This window comes from Achromobacter marplatensis (assembly GCF_049060505.1).
Classification (GTDB): Bacteria; Pseudomonadota; Gammaproteobacteria; order Burkholderiales; family Burkholderiaceae_B; genus Achromobacter; species Achromobacter marplatensis_A.
Map to the genome: position 1 here is coordinate 645,656 of NZ_JBMGRB010000001.1, position 16,886 is coordinate 662,541.

The 16,886-nt window shown below is 64.0% G+C and carries 16 protein-coding genes; 4 read left to right on the forward strand and 12 right to left on the reverse strand.

What is annotated here, in order from left to right:
- Positions 1-53: 53 nt before the first annotated feature.
- The 12 genes from ACI0FO_RS02900 to ACI0FO_RS02955 form a co-directional block, all read right to left on the reverse strand.
- Positions 54-575: a gamma carbonic anhydrase family protein gene (locus ACI0FO_RS02900; protein ID WP_416023987.1), complete on the reverse strand. Its 522-nt coding sequence runs from the start codon at positions 573-575 to the stop codon at positions 54-56.
- 4 nt (positions 576-579) lie between these two features.
- Positions 580-2,325, reverse strand: coding sequence for an acyl-CoA synthetase (locus tag ACI0FO_RS02905; RefSeq protein ID WP_416023989.1), 1,746 nt, complete (start codon positions 2,323-2,325; stop codon positions 580-582).
- A gap of 129 nt (positions 2,326-2,454) precedes the next feature.
- The gene (locus ACI0FO_RS02910; protein ID WP_105555049.1) at positions 2,455-3,327 is read right to left on the reverse strand and encodes a UDP-2,3-diacylglucosamine diphosphatase; all 873 of its coding nucleotides are present in this window, start codon (positions 3,325-3,327) and stop codon (positions 2,455-2,457) included.
- 104 nt (positions 3,328-3,431) lie between these two features.
- On the reverse strand, positions 3,432-4,340 hold the full coding sequence (locus ACI0FO_RS02915) for a DUF2167 domain-containing protein (RefSeq protein WP_416023991.1): 909 nt from the start codon (positions 4,338-4,340) through the stop codon (positions 3,432-3,434).
- A gap of 165 nt (positions 4,341-4,505) precedes the next feature.
- Positions 4,506-5,021, reverse strand: a complete 516-nt coding sequence (locus tag ACI0FO_RS02920; RefSeq protein ID WP_105555047.1) for an RDD family protein — start codon at positions 5,019-5,021, stop codon at positions 4,506-4,508.
- 263 nt (positions 5,022-5,284) lie between these two features.
- Positions 5,285-5,473 carry a hypothetical protein gene (locus ACI0FO_RS02925; protein WP_035212795.1) on the reverse strand — a complete coding sequence of 63 codons (189 nt, stop codon included), beginning with the start codon at positions 5,471-5,473 and terminating at the stop codon, positions 5,285-5,287.
- A 259-nt stretch (positions 5,474-5,732) separates the two neighbouring features.
- A complete protein-coding gene (locus ACI0FO_RS02930) occupies positions 5,733-7,106 on the reverse strand; it encodes a THUMP domain-containing class I SAM-dependent RNA methyltransferase (protein ID WP_416024543.1) in 1,374 nt (457 codons plus the stop codon).
- Positions 7,107-7,683: 577 nt separating this feature from the next.
- On the reverse strand, positions 7,684-8,112 hold the full coding sequence (locus ACI0FO_RS02935; RefSeq protein ID WP_175216749.1) for a CopD family protein: 429 nt from the start codon (positions 8,110-8,112) through the stop codon (positions 7,684-7,686).
- 75 nt (positions 8,113-8,187) lie between these two features.
- Positions 8,188-9,639 carry a bifunctional 2-methylcitrate dehydratase/aconitate hydratase gene (locus ACI0FO_RS02940; protein ID WP_416023994.1) on the reverse strand — a complete coding sequence of 484 codons (1,452 nt, stop codon included), beginning with the start codon at positions 9,637-9,639 and terminating at the stop codon, positions 8,188-8,190.
- A 72-nt stretch (positions 9,640-9,711) separates the two neighbouring features.
- Positions 9,712-10,905: a bifunctional 2-methylcitrate synthase/citrate synthase gene (gene prpC, locus ACI0FO_RS02945; RefSeq protein WP_416023996.1), complete on the reverse strand. Its 1,194-nt coding sequence runs from the start codon at positions 10,903-10,905 to the stop codon at positions 9,712-9,714.
- Between the two features lie 94 nt (positions 10,906-10,999).
- A complete protein-coding gene (gene prpB, locus ACI0FO_RS02950) occupies positions 11,000-11,890 on the reverse strand; it encodes a methylisocitrate lyase (protein WP_006218121.1) in 891 nt (296 codons plus the stop codon).
- Positions 11,891-12,077: 187 nt separating this feature from the next.
- A complete protein-coding gene (locus tag ACI0FO_RS02955; protein ID WP_105555043.1) occupies positions 12,078-13,067 on the reverse strand; it encodes a malate dehydrogenase in 990 nt (329 codons plus the stop codon).
- A 335-nt stretch (positions 13,068-13,402) separates the two neighbouring features.
- Between ACI0FO_RS02955 and ACI0FO_RS02960 the strand changes: the two genes are divergently transcribed.
- The 4 genes from ACI0FO_RS02960 to sdhA all read left to right on the forward strand — a co-directional run bounded on the left by ACI0FO_RS02960 (position 13,403) and on the right by sdhA (position 16,886).
- On the forward strand, positions 13,403-14,182 hold the full coding sequence (locus ACI0FO_RS02960; protein ID WP_006223903.1) for a GntR family transcriptional regulator: 780 nt from the start codon (positions 13,403-13,405) through the stop codon (positions 14,180-14,182).
- Positions 14,183-14,303: 121 nt separating this feature from the next.
- Positions 14,304-14,720, forward strand: coding sequence for a succinate dehydrogenase, cytochrome b556 subunit (gene sdhC / locus ACI0FO_RS02965; RefSeq protein WP_006223904.1), 417 nt, complete (start codon positions 14,304-14,306; stop codon positions 14,718-14,720).
- Positions 14,721-15,104, forward strand: a complete 384-nt coding sequence (gene sdhD, locus ACI0FO_RS02970; protein ID WP_006223905.1) for a succinate dehydrogenase, hydrophobic membrane anchor protein — start codon at positions 14,721-14,723, stop codon at positions 15,102-15,104.
- 3 nt (positions 15,105-15,107) lie between these two features.
- A complete protein-coding gene (gene sdhA / locus ACI0FO_RS02975; protein WP_046802660.1) occupies positions 15,108-16,886 on the forward strand; it encodes a succinate dehydrogenase flavoprotein subunit in 1,779 nt (592 codons plus the stop codon).

A 16,886-nucleotide genomic window follows, 5' to 3' on the forward strand; every position in this document is an offset into this window, starting at 1 on the left:
GGGGCCAGATTCCCCCTGCTGGCAGCAGGGGGTTGGGCGGCTTCCCGGAGGAGTCAGGCCAGCCGTTTCAGCGCGGTCTTGTAGTGTTGGCCCCGCGCCACGTAATGGGCGGTATTTTTGTGCAGATTGGCGATTTCGTCTTCGGAAAGCTCGCGCACGATCTTGCCAATGCCGATCACCAGGGAATTGTCGGGAATGACCCGGTCTTCGGGGATGATCGCGCCTGCGCCGATCAGGCAATTGCGCCCGATGACCGCATTGTTCAGGACGATCGCCTGCATGCCCACCAGGGCGCCTTCGTGGATGGTGCATCCGTGCAGCATGGCCTGATGGCCCACCGTCACGTTGGGGCCGATCGTCATGGGACAGCCGCTGTCCACGTGCAGGACGCTGGATTCCTGGATATTGGTGCCGTGACGGATCAGGATGGCGTCGTTGTCGCCACGGATCGACACGTTCGACCAGATGCTGACGCCCGCCTCCAGCGTGACATTGCCGATGATGTCGGCACTATCGGCCACGTAGGCGCCGGGGTCGATGCGGGGAATCAGGTCGTCAAGCTGGTAAATCGGCATGGCTTCAGGTCTCGGGTTGCTTCTCGGGGGCGCCATGGGCCGCGTCGGCGTCAACGGCGGTTGCCGCCGGGGGCGTGGCGGCGGGGACCGGGGCGGCGGCCCGGGCGCGCTCTTCTTCGCGCAAGCGCAGGATGCGGCGCTGGATTTTTCCCGTCGTCGTCATGGGCAGTTCATCGACGAATTCGATCTCTTTCGGATACTCGTAGGGCGCCAGGCGTTCGCGCACGTGTTCCTGAAGGTTTTCGGTGATGTCGGCGCGGTCGCGGTGGGCGAATTCGGGCGTCAGCACGACGTATGCCTTGACCAGGGCGCCGCGCTCGGCGTCCGGCTTGGGCACCACGGCGGCGTTGGCCACCGCGGGATGCCCGATCAGGCAGCTTTCGATTTCGCCCGGGCCGATCCGGTAGCCCGACGACTTGAACACGTCGTCAGCGCGGCCGGCGTACCAGAGGTAGCCGTCGGCATCCAGGGTGGCAAGATCGCCGGTCAGGCACCAGTCGCCCTTGTATTTGGCCTGGGTGGCGGCTTCGTTGCGCCAATAGCCCAGGAACATCACCGGATCGGGATAGCCGTGGATGTCCAGGCGGTTGACGGCGATTTCACCGGTTTCCCCAGCGGCGACGGGCTTGCCGTCATCGTCCAGCACCGCGACCTGGTGCCCGGGGTAGGGCCGGCCCATGCTGCCTGGCCGGGCGGGCCAACGTTTCTGGCTGTTGCCCACCACATAGTTCATTTCAGTCTGGCCGAACATCTCGTTGGGCGTCACGCCCAGCGCCGACTGGCACCATTCAAAGACGGTTTCACCCACGCTTTCGCCCGCGCTCATGATGGAACGCAAGGCCAACTGGTAGTGATTGCGGGGTTCCGGCACCGCCTTCATCATCATCTTCAACGCAGTGGGGAAGAGGAAGGTGTTGGTGACCTGATAGCGTTCCATGAGCTCGAACGCGCGTTCAGCGGAAAACCGGCCGCGCGTGCCCACGATGGGATGTCCGAAGTACAGCGTGGGCAGCAGCGCATCCATCATGCCGCCCGTCCAGGCCCAGTCGGCCGGCGACCAGAACACGTCGGCGGGCTTGGGGAACCAGTCCTGCGAGGCCACGAAGCCCGGCAGGTTGCCGATCAGCACGCTGTGCGGCAGCAGGGCGCCCTTTGGCGCGCCGGTGGTGCCTGACGTGTAGAGCAGGATGGCGGGGTCGGACGACCGCGTCGGGATGGCCTTGAATTCGCTGGGCTGGCGGGCCAGCAGGCTGCGCCAAGGCAGCACGCGCTCGTCGGCGAAGCCGATGCCGATGATTTGCTGCAGGTTGGGGCAGTTGTCGCTGACGGCAAGCAGATTGGCGCTGGAAGCGTGGTCCACGATGGCGACCCGGGTTTCGGAGTCGCGCAGGCGGCTTTCCAGGGCTTCGGGGCCGAACAAGGCCGACAGGGGCAGCACGACGCCGCCAACCGTGTAGATGGCCATGTGGGCGACGACGGTTTCGGGGCGTTGCCCCAAAACGACACCGACCCGATCGCCGCGGCCCACGCCCATTTTCACCAGGCCATTGGCCAGTTGATTGACGGCCTCGGCCAGTCGAGCGTAGGTCCAGACCTCGCGGTTGCCGGACTCATCTTCGTAGTAGATGGCAATGCGCCGCGCATCCGGACTACTGGATGCCCAGCGGTGGCAGCACGCATCCGCAATGTTGAACTGGGTCGGTACCAGCCAGCGGAATGATTGGTAGAGCGCCTGATATTGGTCGTTCATGGCCCTATGTTGTAAGCATGTTGCAGCTGCGTGAACGGGCCAACTCGCCCGTTGCCTCAGATGCAAGCATGACCTAGAGGGCCGTGAACTGCAATATCCCCGTTGCGTAATGGGGACGCATACGGGTTATCACGGGTGTTTGCTTTGGCGGCGCAGTGCGGAGGGCAGGGCGGGCAGGGAGAGCGAACGCGGGGGGCGCACGGCCGGTTCCGCCTGCCTTTCCGCCTGGATGGCGGCCCAGTCCAGCAGTTGAAGCTGGCCGTCATGCGTTTCCGCCAACGCGGACAGGCTTTCCACCCAATCCCCATCGTTGCAGTACAGGATGCCGCCCACGTCCCGCAGTTCGGCCTTGTGGATGTGACCGCAGACCACGCCGTCCAAGCCGCGCCGGCGCGCCTCGCCTGCCAGCGCTTCCTCGAAATCCGTAATGAAAGAGACGGCGTTCTTGACCTTGTGCTTCAAATATTGCGACAGTGACCAGTAATGCAGGCCCAGGCGGTGGCGCAGCCGGTTGAAATGGTGGTTGATCCACAGCGCCAACTGGTAGAGGCCGTCGCCCAGGTGGGCCAGCCAGCGGCTGTGCTGGATCACGCCGTCGAACTGGTCGCCGTGCAGCACCAGCAGGCGCAGGCCCTTGGCCGTGACGTGCACGTCTTCGTCCAGGATTTCGATATCGCCGAACGCATAGCCGGCGAATTCGCGTGCGAATTCGTCATGGTTGCCGGGAATGAACACCACCCGCGTGCCGTTGCGCGCTTTGCGCAGGATGCGCTGGATCACGTCGTTGTGCGCCCGGGGCCAGTGCCAATGCTTGCGCAGTTGCCAGCCGTCCACGATATCGCCCACCAGATACAGCGTGTCCGAATCGTTGTGATCCAGGAAATCGAGCAGGAATTCCGCCTTGCACCCGGCAGTGCCCAGGTGAATATCGGAAATCCACAGAGCACGCCAGTGCGCGGGTCGGATTTCGTTCACGGTCGCTTCCATGTGGGCTGTCGTCATGCCTCAGGATCAGATCATCCGGCGATGACGGGCGTGTGAAGAATCCGTGACGCTGTTGTGACGGCGGGGTGGTCTTGCGTGGCGCCGCCGTCACGAGAGAATGCTCAAGGCTGCTGGGCGTCGGCCTTTTTGCCTCGCAGGCGCTTCCACAGCCCGCCGCCCAGCGCGGCGGCCGCCAGGATGCCGACCTTGGCGAACTTGGCCAGGAACGCGGCGATGACGGCGAAAAGCCCCAGCTTCTTCGCGGCCACGCCGGCCACCAGCGCGGCCAGCCCGTATTCGGCGACCTTGTCGGTCGAGGAATCAAAATCGGTGTAGCGCTTGCCGTCCACGTAGGTCAGGTTGTCCAGCAACGCCAGCACGGCGGTCTTGTCCTTGGGCACCAGGCTTTGCTGGGTGATCAGGTCCAGCGTGATGTAGCCGTCGCGGCCCAACGCATAGGTGTTGTAGTTCACCGTCGGGTCTTCGCCGGCGTCAGCGCCCTTGTGCTTGGCGGCCACCGACCAGACCAGCCGCTGCGTGTTGCCGTCGTACTTGGGGGCCTCGACCCAGCCGTCCACGGTCAGCTCGGGGAAGCCGCGTTTCTTGCGCTTTTCATTGGACTGCTCGGTCCCTTCGCGCAGGCTGTCCAGCAATTCGCCGACGTTCCAGTTCCGCGCGTCGTCGTCTTTGATGTAGCCTGCCTTGTCGAAATTGACGGTGACGACCCAGTCGTCCTCGTCGCTCTTGGGCATCACGACCCCCAACAGCGAGGGGTCCTTGCCGTTGCCGTAGGCCTGCATCAGGCGTTCGGCCTGCAAGCGCGGGACGAAGAACATGTTCTGAGGCAAGCGCACGACCGCCTGATCGCCCAGTTTCACGTCGGCCGGCCCTTGCTGGGCGGCGGCGAAAGCGGCTTTCGTGGCCGATTCGATCTCTTGCTGGGCCGACGCGTTTTGCGCCATGGCGCCAGCGGGCAGAAAGCACAGCGCGCTGGCGGCGGCCAGCGACAGTCGGGAAAGGAAAGCGCGCATGAGAGGTCCGGAAAGGCGTCTGTTTAACGGGGCCTCATTGTCTTTGCGGGCGACTTTCAATTTTCTGAAAGCATGCGATGAATTCGCCGCATGCTTTTGCTGTTTGTAATATTTTGTGTGCGCTGAAGGGCCGAACTGCTGAAGTGCTGACGTCTCGAAGCGCTGTTATCGCGATTTCTGGCGCTGCGGCGCGTTGCGCAGGCGTGTGCCCAGGATGCGGTCATGCAAGAACTGCCCGTCGGGATCGAACCAGGACCAGATGAAGATCGTGAAGGGCGCGGCCACGATAAACATGTCCATCGACGCCCAGCCGGTCAGGCTGGCGGCGCCCCACACCACGGCAGCCCCGGCCAGCACCAGCGGCCAGACCAACACGTAGCGCAGGATCAGCCGGAATGTCGGCGGCGTGTTGCCGTCGCGGTCGACCAGCCGGATGTTCCAGGTCTTCATCGGCAGGGTCTGGCCCCGCCGGCGCCAGCACAGCACGAAGTAGGCCCCTATCGCAACGAACAGCCAGGCTTGCCGGGCTGCCCGCAGCTCCAGTGCATTTTTGCTCTGGGTGAGCGTGTCCAGCAGGTAACCCGCCAGGAACACCACGCCAAACAGCAGCACGGCTTCATACATCATGCAGGCAAACCGGCGCAGCCGATTCGGGGTCTGGTCAAGGGCGTCTGTCGTCATGGGTGGGCATTATCCGATAAAGATGGCCCCCACGCTTCACACACTTCGTGTGTTCTCTGCCCCCCGAGGGGGCTTCCCCCCTTGGGGCGGCCCGGCGGGGGGAAGGGCCCCCACGCTTCACGCACTACGTGTGTTCTCTGCCCCCCAAGGAGGGAAGGCCCGACGAAAAAAAACCCGCCGGTAAGGGCGGGTCTATAAAAGGGGCTATGCAGCCCCCAAGGGGAAAATCTTTCGGGCCTTAGCGCTTAAGGCCCAGCCTGTCTTTAGGCAGCGGAGTGCGCGTTCTTGGCGCTCGTCTTGCCAGCCAGGGCCTTCACGCCGTGGGCCAGCTTACGCAGGCCGGCGGCCAACGCCCGCATCGGATGCGGACGGAATTGTTCTTCAATAGCCTGGAGCATCAGTTGGCGCTCGAGTTCGTCGGTCAGGCGGATGGTGTTGTTCGGGTTGATCACAATAGCCTCCACGGGCTTGCACAGTTGTTTGCTACTAGGGATAACCCGAATTATAGGGTTTACCCTGAAACTGTGCAAGGGGAAGGTGCAAGCAGGTGCAACTTGGCAACACCCTGGTGCTGATAATGCCCCAAAACCGCGCGGCGGGGCACCATAAGCAAAGATACGCGCACCATGTTGCGGCGCTTTTACAACGTGCCTTCGGTGCGGAAATGGGCTTGGCGGCCAGGGCGGTAAAGCCGCCTTGGCCGCCGCGCGATCAGGCGTCGCGGTAGCCTGCAGCGACCAGTTCGAAACCGAACAGGCGGCAGTCCAATGCGCCGTTATACAGCGGCACGCGGCGCTTGGGTTTTAAGCGCATCTGGTTGGGCAGCGTCATGTCGCTGGTGATGACATGCAATTGCCAGCCGGCGAAATTGCGCTTCAGGCAACTGGCCCAATCGCGCCACAGGTCGGCGTCCTGCTCGGTCAGCATGCGCTCGCCATAGGGCGGGTTGGTGACGATCCAGCCGTGGTCGGCGGGCGCCGCGATCTCGCGGGCGTCACCGACTTCGAAACGGATGGAATCGGCCGTCAGCCAGGCGCGTTCGGCATTGTTTTGGGCGAATTCAATGGCTTGCGGGTCCAGGTCGTAACCGACCAGGGGCGCGTCCAACTGCGGCAGGATGCGCGAGCGCGCATCGTCCTTCAGGTCGCGCCAGCGATAGGCGTCATGGTCGCGCAGGCGTTCGAAGCCGAACGGGCGTGAAATGCCCGGAGGCACGCCCAACGCGATCCAGGCGGCTTCGATCAGGATGGTGCCCGACCCGCAGAACGGGTCCAGCAGCGGCGCCGCCGGGTCCCACCCCGCCAGGGCCAGCATGCCGGCCGCCAGATTCTCGCGCAGCGGGGCTTCGCCCTTGTCCAGGCGCCAGCCGCGCTTGAACAGCGATTCGCCCGAGGTGTCCAGGTACAGGGTGGCGGTGTGGCCCGTCAGGAACAGGTGCACGCGTGCGTCCGGCCGCACCGTGTCGATACTGGGGCGTTCGCCTTCCAGTTCGCGCAGGCGGTCGCAGATGCCGTCCTTGGCGCGCAGATTGCAGTACTGCAGGCTTTGCACCGGGCTCTTGATGGCCGAAGTATCCACGCGCAGCGTCTGCTCGGCGCCGAACCAGCGTTCCCAGGGGGTGTCGCGGGCCAGGTCCAGGATATCGTCTTCGTGCGAGATCTCGGCGTGCGCGACCTGCACCAGGATGCGGGTCGCCAGGCGTGAATACAGGTTGGCGCGCTGCACGCCGGCCCAATCGGCCGTGAACGAGCAGCCGGCGCGGCCCGCCTTGGCGTCGTCGTAGCCCAGCGCCTGCATTTCCGCCGTCAGCGCCTCTTCAAGGCCTTGAGGGCAGGGGGCGAATACCGTGAACACTTCCGCCTGCCGAGGTTCGCGCGGGCGGCGGCTGCGAGTTTCGACAGTGGGGGCGCGGTCACGGAAATCGTCGCGCGCGTCGGTGAATTCCGGCTGGGCGTCCTGGCCTTGATCCGGCACGTGGCCGTGATCGGCCTCGGCGGCAAACTCAGGCGCGGGGCCGTCGTCTTCGAACGGATCGTAGAAGCGTCCCGCCGGCGTGGCGGGGGCGATGTATTGATCGTCGCGCAGGCGCGGCGCGCGCTGCTGCGGACGCGGCGGGCGCGAACTGGCGCTTGCGCCCGCGTCGCGGCGCGTGTCGTCGGAACGGCTGCGCGCGGCGGGTGCGCGGCCAGACGACGCTCGATCGGACGGCGCGCGATCAGACGAACCGCGGCTGGAGGCGCCTCGATCAGACGGGCTTCGGCCTGGGCCGCCGCGATCAGACGAACTCCGGCTGGGGCCGCTGCGTTCCGACGTACCTCGGGTGGGCGCGCCGCGATCATATTGACCGCGATCGGACTGGCCACCGCGCGGCGCCTGCCCGCGGGGAGCGGCGCCGCGGCCGCCCGCGGCCGGTTTGCGGGCGTAGCGGGCCTCTTCTTCCTGGCGGCGCTGATAGCCTTCGGGGTCTTTCTGGCGCTCGACGTTTTCGCGGGTGCGCTCGATCTGGGCAACCAGCCGGGCGCGGGCGCCCGTGCGGGTGCGCTTGGGCGCTTCTTCGGCGTGGGCGTCGCGCGCCGTTTTCTTGATCGTCAGCGTCTTGCGCGGACGGTCGTGTTCATCAGAGGACATACGAATCCTGGCGAATGTGCAAAGGTAGGGGGAATCAGAAGGGTTTGACGACGACCAGCGCCACCACCACCAAGAGCAGCAAGACGGGAACTTCGTTGAACCAGCGATAGAACTTGTGCGAACGGGTATTTTTGCCCTGTTCGAATTTACGTAGCATCAAGCCACAGGCGTGATGGTAGCCGATGACGAGCAGGACGAAAAAGAGTTTGGCGTGCATCCAGCCGTTGCCGGGGCCTACGCCAATGCGGTAGCCCAGGTACAGCCACATGCCGAACACGATGGCGACCACGGCAAGGATGGTCGTGAAGCGGTACAGCCGGCGGGCCATGCCCAGCAGCGTGGCCTGGACGGAGGCGTCCGTCTGCTGCGCCAGGTTCACGAAAATGCGCGGCAGGTAGAACAATCCGGCAAACCAGGAAGCGATAAAGACAATATGGAAGGTCTTGACCCAGAGCATGGCCATGGCGCGATCCGATCGAGGAAAGCCGCATTGTAAGGCCGGCGCCGCAGCGACCTTCCCGTGGGCCGGCGCGTGCACTCAGATGACGTACAGGTCCACGTATTCGTGCACTGGCATGGCCTCCAGCGCCTGCTGGTTCAACGAGACGTCCAGGATGCGGCGCTGCTGCCGGGCCGGGAACATGCGCGCCAGGTTGGTCCGGAACTTGGCTTCCAGGAGCGGAATGCCGTCTTGCCGGCGGCGCTTGTGGCCGATGGGGTACTCGCAGACGATCTCTTCAAACCGGGAGCCGTCGGTGAACTCGACTGTCAACGCGTTGGCGATCGAGCGCTTGTCGGGATCGTGGTAGTCGCGGGTATAGGCCGGGTCTTCCACGCAGACGATTTTGTCGCGCAAGGCGTCGATGCGCGGATCGCGGGCGACCTCGTCTTCGTAGTCGGCGGCCGTCAGGCGGCCGAACAGCACGGGCACGGCCACCATGTACTGGATGCAATGGTCGCGGTCGGCGGGATTGTTCAGCGGGCCCTTCTTGTCGATGATGCGGATGCAGGCCTCGTGCGTGCGGATCGTGATGGCCTTGATGTCTTCCGCGCGCTTGCCTTCGGCGCGCAGGCGATCGTGGATCTGCATGGCGCATTCCACCGCGGTCTGCGAATGGAACTCGGCGGGGAACGAGATCTTGAACAGCACGTTCTCCATCACGTAGCTGCCATAGGGCCGTTGGAACCTGAACGGCTGGCCCTTGAAGAGCACATCGTAAAAGCCCCAGGTCTTGGCCGTCAGCACGGACGGATAGCCCATTTCGCCGGTCTTGGCGATCAGCGCCAGGCGCACGGCGCGGCTGGTGGCGTCGCCGGCGGCCCAGCTTTTGCGGCTGCCGGTATTGGGCGCGTGGCGGTAGGTGCGCAGGCTTTGGCCGTCGACCCACGCCAGCGACACGGCATTGATCACTTCATCGCGGTCCAGTCCCAGCATCTGCGCCACGACGGCGGTTGACGCCACCTTGACCAGCACGACGTGGTCCAGCCCGACCTTGTTGAAGGCGTTTTCCAGCGCGATGCATCCCTGGATCTCGTGCGCCTTGATCATGCCGGTCAGGACGTCGCGCATGGTCAAGGGCGGTTTGCCGGCGGCGACCGCAGTGCGGGACAGCCAGTCGGCGGTGGCCAGGATGCCGCCCAGGTTATCTGACGGGTGGCCCCATTCGGCGGCCAGCCAGGTGTCGTTGAAATCCAGCCAGCGGATGATCGTGCCGATGTTGAACGCGGCCTGCACCGGGTCCAGCTGGAACGACGTGCCGGGCACTTTGGCGCCGTTGGGCACCACCGTGCCCGGCACGATCGGGCCCAGCAACTTCTTGCACGCGGGGTACTCCAGCGCTTCCAGGCCGCAGCCCAGCGTGTCGATCAGGCAATTGCGGGCGGTTTCATACGCCAGGCCGCTCTTGATGTCGTAGTTCAGAACGTAGTCCGCGATATCGACCAGTACCTGGTCGGGCTCGGGACGCACGTTGGAGATCGGGGCAGACATAGCGGTACCTCTCCATGGAATGAATACAGGTAGCCATGCTGCGCCCTTGCTCTCGTCTGGCTTGCGCCGGGCCTACTTGCGCTTGTCCAGCGGCACGAACTTCTGATCTTCCGGGCCCACGTAGTTGGCGGTGGGACGGATGATCTTGTTGTCGATGCGCTGCTCGATGATGTGAGCCGACCAGCCTGCGGTGCGCGCGATGACGAACAGCGGGGTGAACATGGCGGTGGGCACGCCCATCATGTGATAGCTGACGGCCGAGAACCAGTCCAGGTTGGGGAACATCTTCTTGATGTCCCACATGACCGTCTCAAGGCGTTCGGCGATGTCGAACATCTTGGTGCTGCCGGCTTTCTTGGACAGTTTCTTGGCCACGTCCTTGATGACCTTGTTGCGCGGGTCGGACACGGTGTAGACGGGGTGACCAAAGCCGATGATAACTTCCTTGGCCTCGACGCGGCGGCGGATGTCGGCTTCGGCCTCGTCCGGCGTTTCATAGCGCTTCTGCACGTCGAACGCGACTTCGTTGGCGCCGCCATGCTTCGGGCCGCGCAGCGCGCCGATGGCGCCGGCGATGGACGAGAACATGTCCGAACCGGTGCCGGCGATGACGCGCGCGGTGAACGTGGACGCGTTGAATTCGTGTTCGGCGTACAGGTTCAAGGAGATGTGCATCGCCTTGACCCATTCGTCGCTGGGCTTTTCGCCGTGCAGCAGGTGCAGGAAGTGGCCGCCGATGCTGTCGTCGTCCGTCTGCACGTCGATCATGTGGCCGTTGTGGCTGTAGTGATACCAGTACAGCAGGGCCGAACCCAGGTTGGCCATCAGGCGGTCGGCGATGTCGCGCGCGCCCGGGGTGTTGTGGTCGTCTTTCTCGGGCAGCACGCAGCCCAGCACGGACACGGCGGTGCGCATCACGTCCATCGGGTGGCTGGATGCGGGCAACGCTTCCAGCGCCACTTGCAGTTGCGCCGGCAGGCCGCGCAGGCTCTTCAGCTTTTGCTTGTACGCGGCCAGTTCGGCCTTGTTGGGCAGCTTGCCGTGGACCAGCAGGTGGGCGATTTCCTCGAATTCGCTGGTGTGCGCGATGTCCAGGATGTCATAGCCACGGTAGTGCAGGTCGTTGCCGCTGCGGCCCACGGTGCACAGCGCGGTATTGCCCGCGACCACGCCCGACAGGGCGACGGACTTCTTGGGTTTGAAACCGGCTTTCTCTTCCGGCTTGGCATCCGGTTTGGATTCTTGCTTCTTGGGAGCCGTGCTCATGTCTCTACTCCTTTCCTTTCGCGATTGACGATATGGGGGAAAAGCGTGGCGCCCCGGGATGGCCGTGGCGCCGGATACAAAAGGCGTTGCGGACTTACGCTTTGCCCTTTTGGAAGAGCGCATCCAGTCTGGATTCGAATTCGTGGTAGCCGATGCGGTCGTACAGCTCTTCGCGCGTTTGCATCAGGTCCACCACGTTTTTCTGGTGGCCGTCGCGGCGGATGGCGGTGTAGACGGCTTCGGCGGCCTTGTTCATGGCGCGGAAGGCGGACAGCGGATAGAGCACCATGCCCACGCCCACGCTTTTCAGTTCTTCGACGGTGAACAGCGGCGTCTTGCCGAATTCGGTGATGTTGGCCAGGACCGGCACCTTGACGGCTTTGACGAAGCGGTCGTAGGTGGGCAGGTCGTAGGCGGCTTCGGCGAAGATCGCGTCGGCGCCGGCTTCCACGCAGGCCAGCGCGCGTTCGATCGCGGCGTCCACGCCATGCGACGCGATGGCGTCGGTGCGGGCGATCAGGTAGAAGTCGCTGTCGGTGCGGGCGTCGGCGGCCGCCTTGACGCGATCGGCCATTTCTTCGGTGGTGACGATTTCCTTGCCCGGACGGTGGCCGCAGCGCTTGGCGCCGACCTGGTCTTCGATGTGGCATGCGGCCGCGCCGAACTTGATCAGGCTCTTGACGGTGCGGGCGATGTTGAACGCCGACGGACCGAAGCCGGTGTCGATATCCACCACCAGCGGCACGTCGCACACGTCGGTGATGCGGCGCACGTCGGTCAGCACGTCATCCATGGTGTTGATGCCCAGGTCGGGCAAGCCCAGCGACCCGGCGGCCACGCCGCCGCCGGACAGGTAGATGGCGCGGTACCCGGCGCGCTTGGCCAGCAGCGCGTGGTTTGCGTTGATGGCGCCAATGATCTGCAGCGGGCTTTCTTCGGCGAGGGCGCGGCGGAAGAGGGCGCCGGGCGATTCGGGTCTGGACATGGAGGTCTCCGTTCTTTCTTATGGCTAGCCCACGACCTTATCGCGGGTCCGGAATATAAATCTGTCCCCTCCGCGACAATCGCAGGCAGCGGGGCGAAGGGACAGGTTTATGCGCCGGTCTGGTGTTCCGGTCCTGCTTAGGAATTGGGCCCGCATCAACGGGCCCAATTCTTCATTCAAACGCTGCTTACTTCAGCAGGTCCTTGACGCCGTCGCGCTCTTCCAGGAGCTCTTTCAGCGTGAAGTCCAGGCGCTCGCGCGAGAAGGCGTCGATTTCCAGGCCTTCGACGCGCTTGTATTCGCCATTTTCGGTCGTGACCGGCACGCCGTAGATGATGCCTTCCGGGATGCCGTAGGAGCCGTCCGACGGGATGCCCATCGTGACCCACTTGCCGTTGCTGCCCAGGACCCAGTCGCGGACGTGGTCGATGGCGGCGTTGGCGGCCGAAGCGGCCGAGGACAGGCCACGGGCTTCGATGATGGCGGCGCCGCGCTTGCCGACGGTCGGGATGAACGTGTCGCGGTTCCAGGCGTCATCGTTGATGAGCTTGGTCAGCGACTCGCCGCCGACGGTGGCGAAACGGAAGTCGGGATACATCGTGGGCGAGTGGTTGCCCCAGACGATCAGGTTTTCGATATCGGCAACTGGCTTGCCCGACTTGGCCGACAACTGCGACAGCGCGCGGTTGTGGTCCAGGCGCAGCATGGCGGTGAAGTTCTTGGCCGGCAGGTCCGGGGCAGACTTCATGGCGATATAGGCGTTGGTGTTGGCGGGGTTGCCGACGACCAGGACCTTGACGTTGCGGCTGGCCACGTCGTTCAGGGCCTTGCCCTGCGCCGTGAAGATCTGGGCGTTGACGGACAGCAGGTCCTTGCGCTCCATGCCGGGGCCGCGCGGACGGGCGCCGACCAGCAGGGCCACGTCGGCGTCCTTGAAGGCGGTGCGCGGGTCGCTGTGGGCGGTCACTTCCTGCAGCAGCGGGAAGGCGCAGTCATCCAATTCCATGATGACGCCCTTCAGGGCCTTTTGCGCTTTCTCGTCGGGGATTTCCAGCAGTTGCAGGATGACGGGTTGATCTTTACCCAGCATTTCGCCGGAGGCGATGCGGAATAGCAGTGCGTAACCGATTTGGCCGGCGGCGCCGGTGACGGCGACACGCAAGGCAGGCTTGGACATGGACGTTCTCCGTAATGGTTTGGCGAGAAAAATCTCACCAATCAGTGTAATCGTTGAGGGGGCCAAAACAGCGCGTGCGGGCAAGCCGGCGCGGGCCCCTGACAGCCGTGAATCCTAGATCGATTTTACGGGTGCGTCAAACGCTCTTCTATCTTATATAAGACATAAGACGTTGGACAGCTTCCCGCCCGATATGCCACAATAGAGCGTTTATTCGAATGCGTTGCAGCACGGTCCGCTGTGCCCTTGCCGGCGCATTTTGGATATGGGTCTGCACCCTGTTTTTGAGCTGCCTTCCCATCATCCGGATGAACATGACACTTTCAAGAAGATCCATGGCAGAGCCTCGGCCCGAAACCTCCTTACGCACTCGCGCCGCCCGTTCAACGGGCGAGGGGGCCGCTTTCAGTCCGCTCTACCGCCAGATCAAGGATCTGCTCGTTCAAAGCCTTGAACGCGGCGAATGGAAGCCCGGTGAACTCATCCCCAGCGAAATCGATCTGGCCGCCCGTTTCCAGGTGAGCCAGGGCACGGTGCGCAAGGCGGTCGATGAGCTGGCGGCCGAGCACATGCTGCTGCGTCGCCAGGGCAAGGGCACCTTTGTCGCCACCCACCACGAAGCCCGCGTCCGTTACCGTTTCCTGCGCCTGGCCGCCGACGAAGAAGGAGAGCCCGGCCGCGCCGAAAGCCGCATCCTGGAATGCCGGCGCCTGAGAGCGCCCGCCGAGATCGCGCGCGCCCTGGACCTTCGGGCGGGCGAAACCGTCGTCATGATCCGCCGCCTGCTGTCCATGGGGCAGACGCCGACCGTCGTGGACGACATCTGGCTGCCTGGCACCATTTTCCGCGGACTGACCCTGGAACTGCTGACCGCCAACAAGGCGCCGCTCTATGGTTTGTTCGAATCCGAGTTCGGCGTGAGCATGGTGCGCGCGGACGAAAAGCTGCGCGCGGTGATCGCGCCGGCCGAAGTCTGTCCGCTGCTTAATGTTCCCGCCGGCACGCCGTTGTTGCAGGTGGATCGGGTGTCGTACACCTATGGTGACCGCCCCATGGAAATTCGCAGGGGGTTGTACTTGACCGATCGATACCACTACCGCAATAGTCTGAATTGATGAGCTTTTACACTACGATTTGATACCAACCCTATCTCTGGGCGAAAATACCGTGTTTGCCCGCAAGGGCCACGGCATTTCCGCCGTCACGATTCCCTAGTTCCGAAACACCGAGGCCGTCATGTCCGACACCGCTGCCAAGCCACGTCCGCAGTTTCGCAATATTGGGCTTGCCCAAGTTGCGTTCTCCTATCGCCTGCCCCTGGCCGGCAAGCTGTCCATCCTGCACCGCATCAGCGGCATTTTGCTGTTCCTCTGTTTGCCCTTGGTCATCGTGCCGCTGTTCGCAGCAAGCGTGGCCGCACCGCAGTCGTTCGCCTGGATCGCCTCCATCGCGGCCAACCCGATCGTCAAGCTTGTGTTCCTGGTCCTGATCTGGGGCTACCTGCACCACTTCTGTGCCGGCATCCGCTACCTGCTGCTGGACCTGCACATCGGTATCGACAAGCTGTCGGCCAAGAAAAGCGCCGGCGTGGTCTTCGGTGTCAGCCTGGCGCTGACGCTGGTGTTCGGTCTCAAACTGTTCGGAGTGCTGTAAATGGCCGCCGCTAAAAACTACGGACCCAAGCGCCTGGTCGTCGGCGCCCACTATGGGGTCATGGATTTCATCATCCAGCGCATCACCGCCGTCATCATGGCCGTGTACACGCTGGTGCTGCTTGTCGGCATCCTGACGATGCCCGCCTTCACGTATGAACATTGGGTCAAGCTGTTCAATTTCTACGTGGGCTTCATTCCGGTAGGCCAGATCCTGGCCTCCCTTGCATTCATTGCGTTGGCCTGGCATGCCTGGATTGGCGTGCGCGACATCTGGATGGATTACGTCAAGCCTGTGGGCCTGCGCCTGCTGCTGCAAGTGCTGACGATCCTCTGGTTGATCGGTACGGTCGTTTACTTCGCGCAAATCCTCTGGAGCATTTAAGCCGTGGTCTCTGTCATGAAATCCTTGCCGCGCCGCCAGTTTGATGTGGTGGTCGTTGGCGCCGGTGGAGCCGGCATGCGTTGTTCGCTGCAACTGTCCCAAGCGGGCCTGTCGGTTGCCGTGCTGTCCAAAGTGTTCCCCACGCGTTCGCACACCGTTGCCGCGCAAGGCGGCGTGAGCGCCTCGCTGGGCAACATGAGCGAAGACAACTGGTACTGGCACATGTACGACACCGTCAAGGGGTCGGATTGGCTGGGAGACCAGGACGCCATCGAATTCATGTGCCGTGAAGCGCCGAACGCCGTGTACGAGCTTGAACACTTCGGCATGCCGTTCGACCGCAACCCCGACGGCACGATCTACCAGCGTCCGTTCGGCGGCCACACCGCCAACTTCGGTGAAAAGCCGGTGCAGCGCGCCTGTGCCGCCGCCGACCGCACCGGCCACGCGCTGCTGCACACCCTCTACCAGCGCAACGTTGCCGCGCGCACCCAGTTCTTCGTCGAATGGATGGCGCTGGACCTGCTGCGCAACGAAGCCGGTGACGTCGTGGGCGTGACCGCCCTGGAAATGGAAACGGGCGAGATCTACATCCTGGAAGCCAAGACCACGGTGCTGGCCACCGGCGGCGCTGGCCGTATCTGGGCCGCGTCCACCAACGCCTTCATCAACACCGGTGACGGCCTGGGCATGGCGGCGCGCGCGGGCATCCCGCTGCAAGACATGGAATTCTGGCAGTTCCACCCGACCGGCGTCGCCGGCGCCGGCGTGCTGATCACGGAAGGCGTGCGCGGCGAAGGCGGCATCCTCTTGAACAAGGATGGCGAGCGCTTCATGGAGCGCTATGCGCCCACGCTGAAGGATCTGGCCCCGCGCGACTTCGTGTCCCGCTCGATGGACCAGGAAATCAAGGAAGGCCGCGGTTGCGGTCCGGACGGCAGCTACGTCGTCCTGAAGCTTGACCACCTGGGCGCCGACGTCATCAACAAGCGTCTGCCCTCGATCCGCGAAATCGCCATCAAGTTCGGCAACGTCGACCCGATCAAGGAACCGATCCCCGTCGTTCCGACCATCCACTACCAGATGGGCGGCATTCCGGCCAACTACCACGGCCAGGTGCTGTCGCGCGAAAACGGCGAGAACAAGGTCGTCAACGGCCTGTACGCCATCGGCGAATGCGCCGCGGTGTCGGTGCACGGCGCCAACCGCCTGGGCACCAACTCGCTGCTGGACCTGATCGTGTTCGGCCGCGCCACCGGCAACCACATTGTGAATTCGCACCCGGAGCGCCAGCGCGCGCACCAGGATCTGCCGAAGGAAGCCGTGGATTTCTCGCTGGACCGCGTGAACAAGCTGGAATCGCGCACGTCGGGCGAAAAGACGCAAGACATCGGCAACGCCATCCGCTTCTCGATGCAGCGCCACTGCGGCGTGTTCCGCACGCTGGAACTGCTGAACGAAGGCGTGACGCAGATCGAAGATCTGGCCAAGCAAGCCGACAGCATCTACTTCAAGGACAAGTCCAAGGTGTTCAACACCGCGCGCGTCGAAGCGCTGGAACTGGCCAACATGACCGAAGTGGCCCGCGCCACGATCAAGTCGGCCGCTGCCCGCACCGAAAGCCGCGGCGCGCACGCGCTGGACGACCACCCGACGCGCGACGACGAGAACTGGCTCAAGCACACGCTGTGGTATTCCGAAGGCAGCCGCCTGGATTACAAGCCCGTGCAGATGAAGCCTTTGACGGTTGAGTCCTTCCCGCCCAAGGCGCGTACCTTCTAA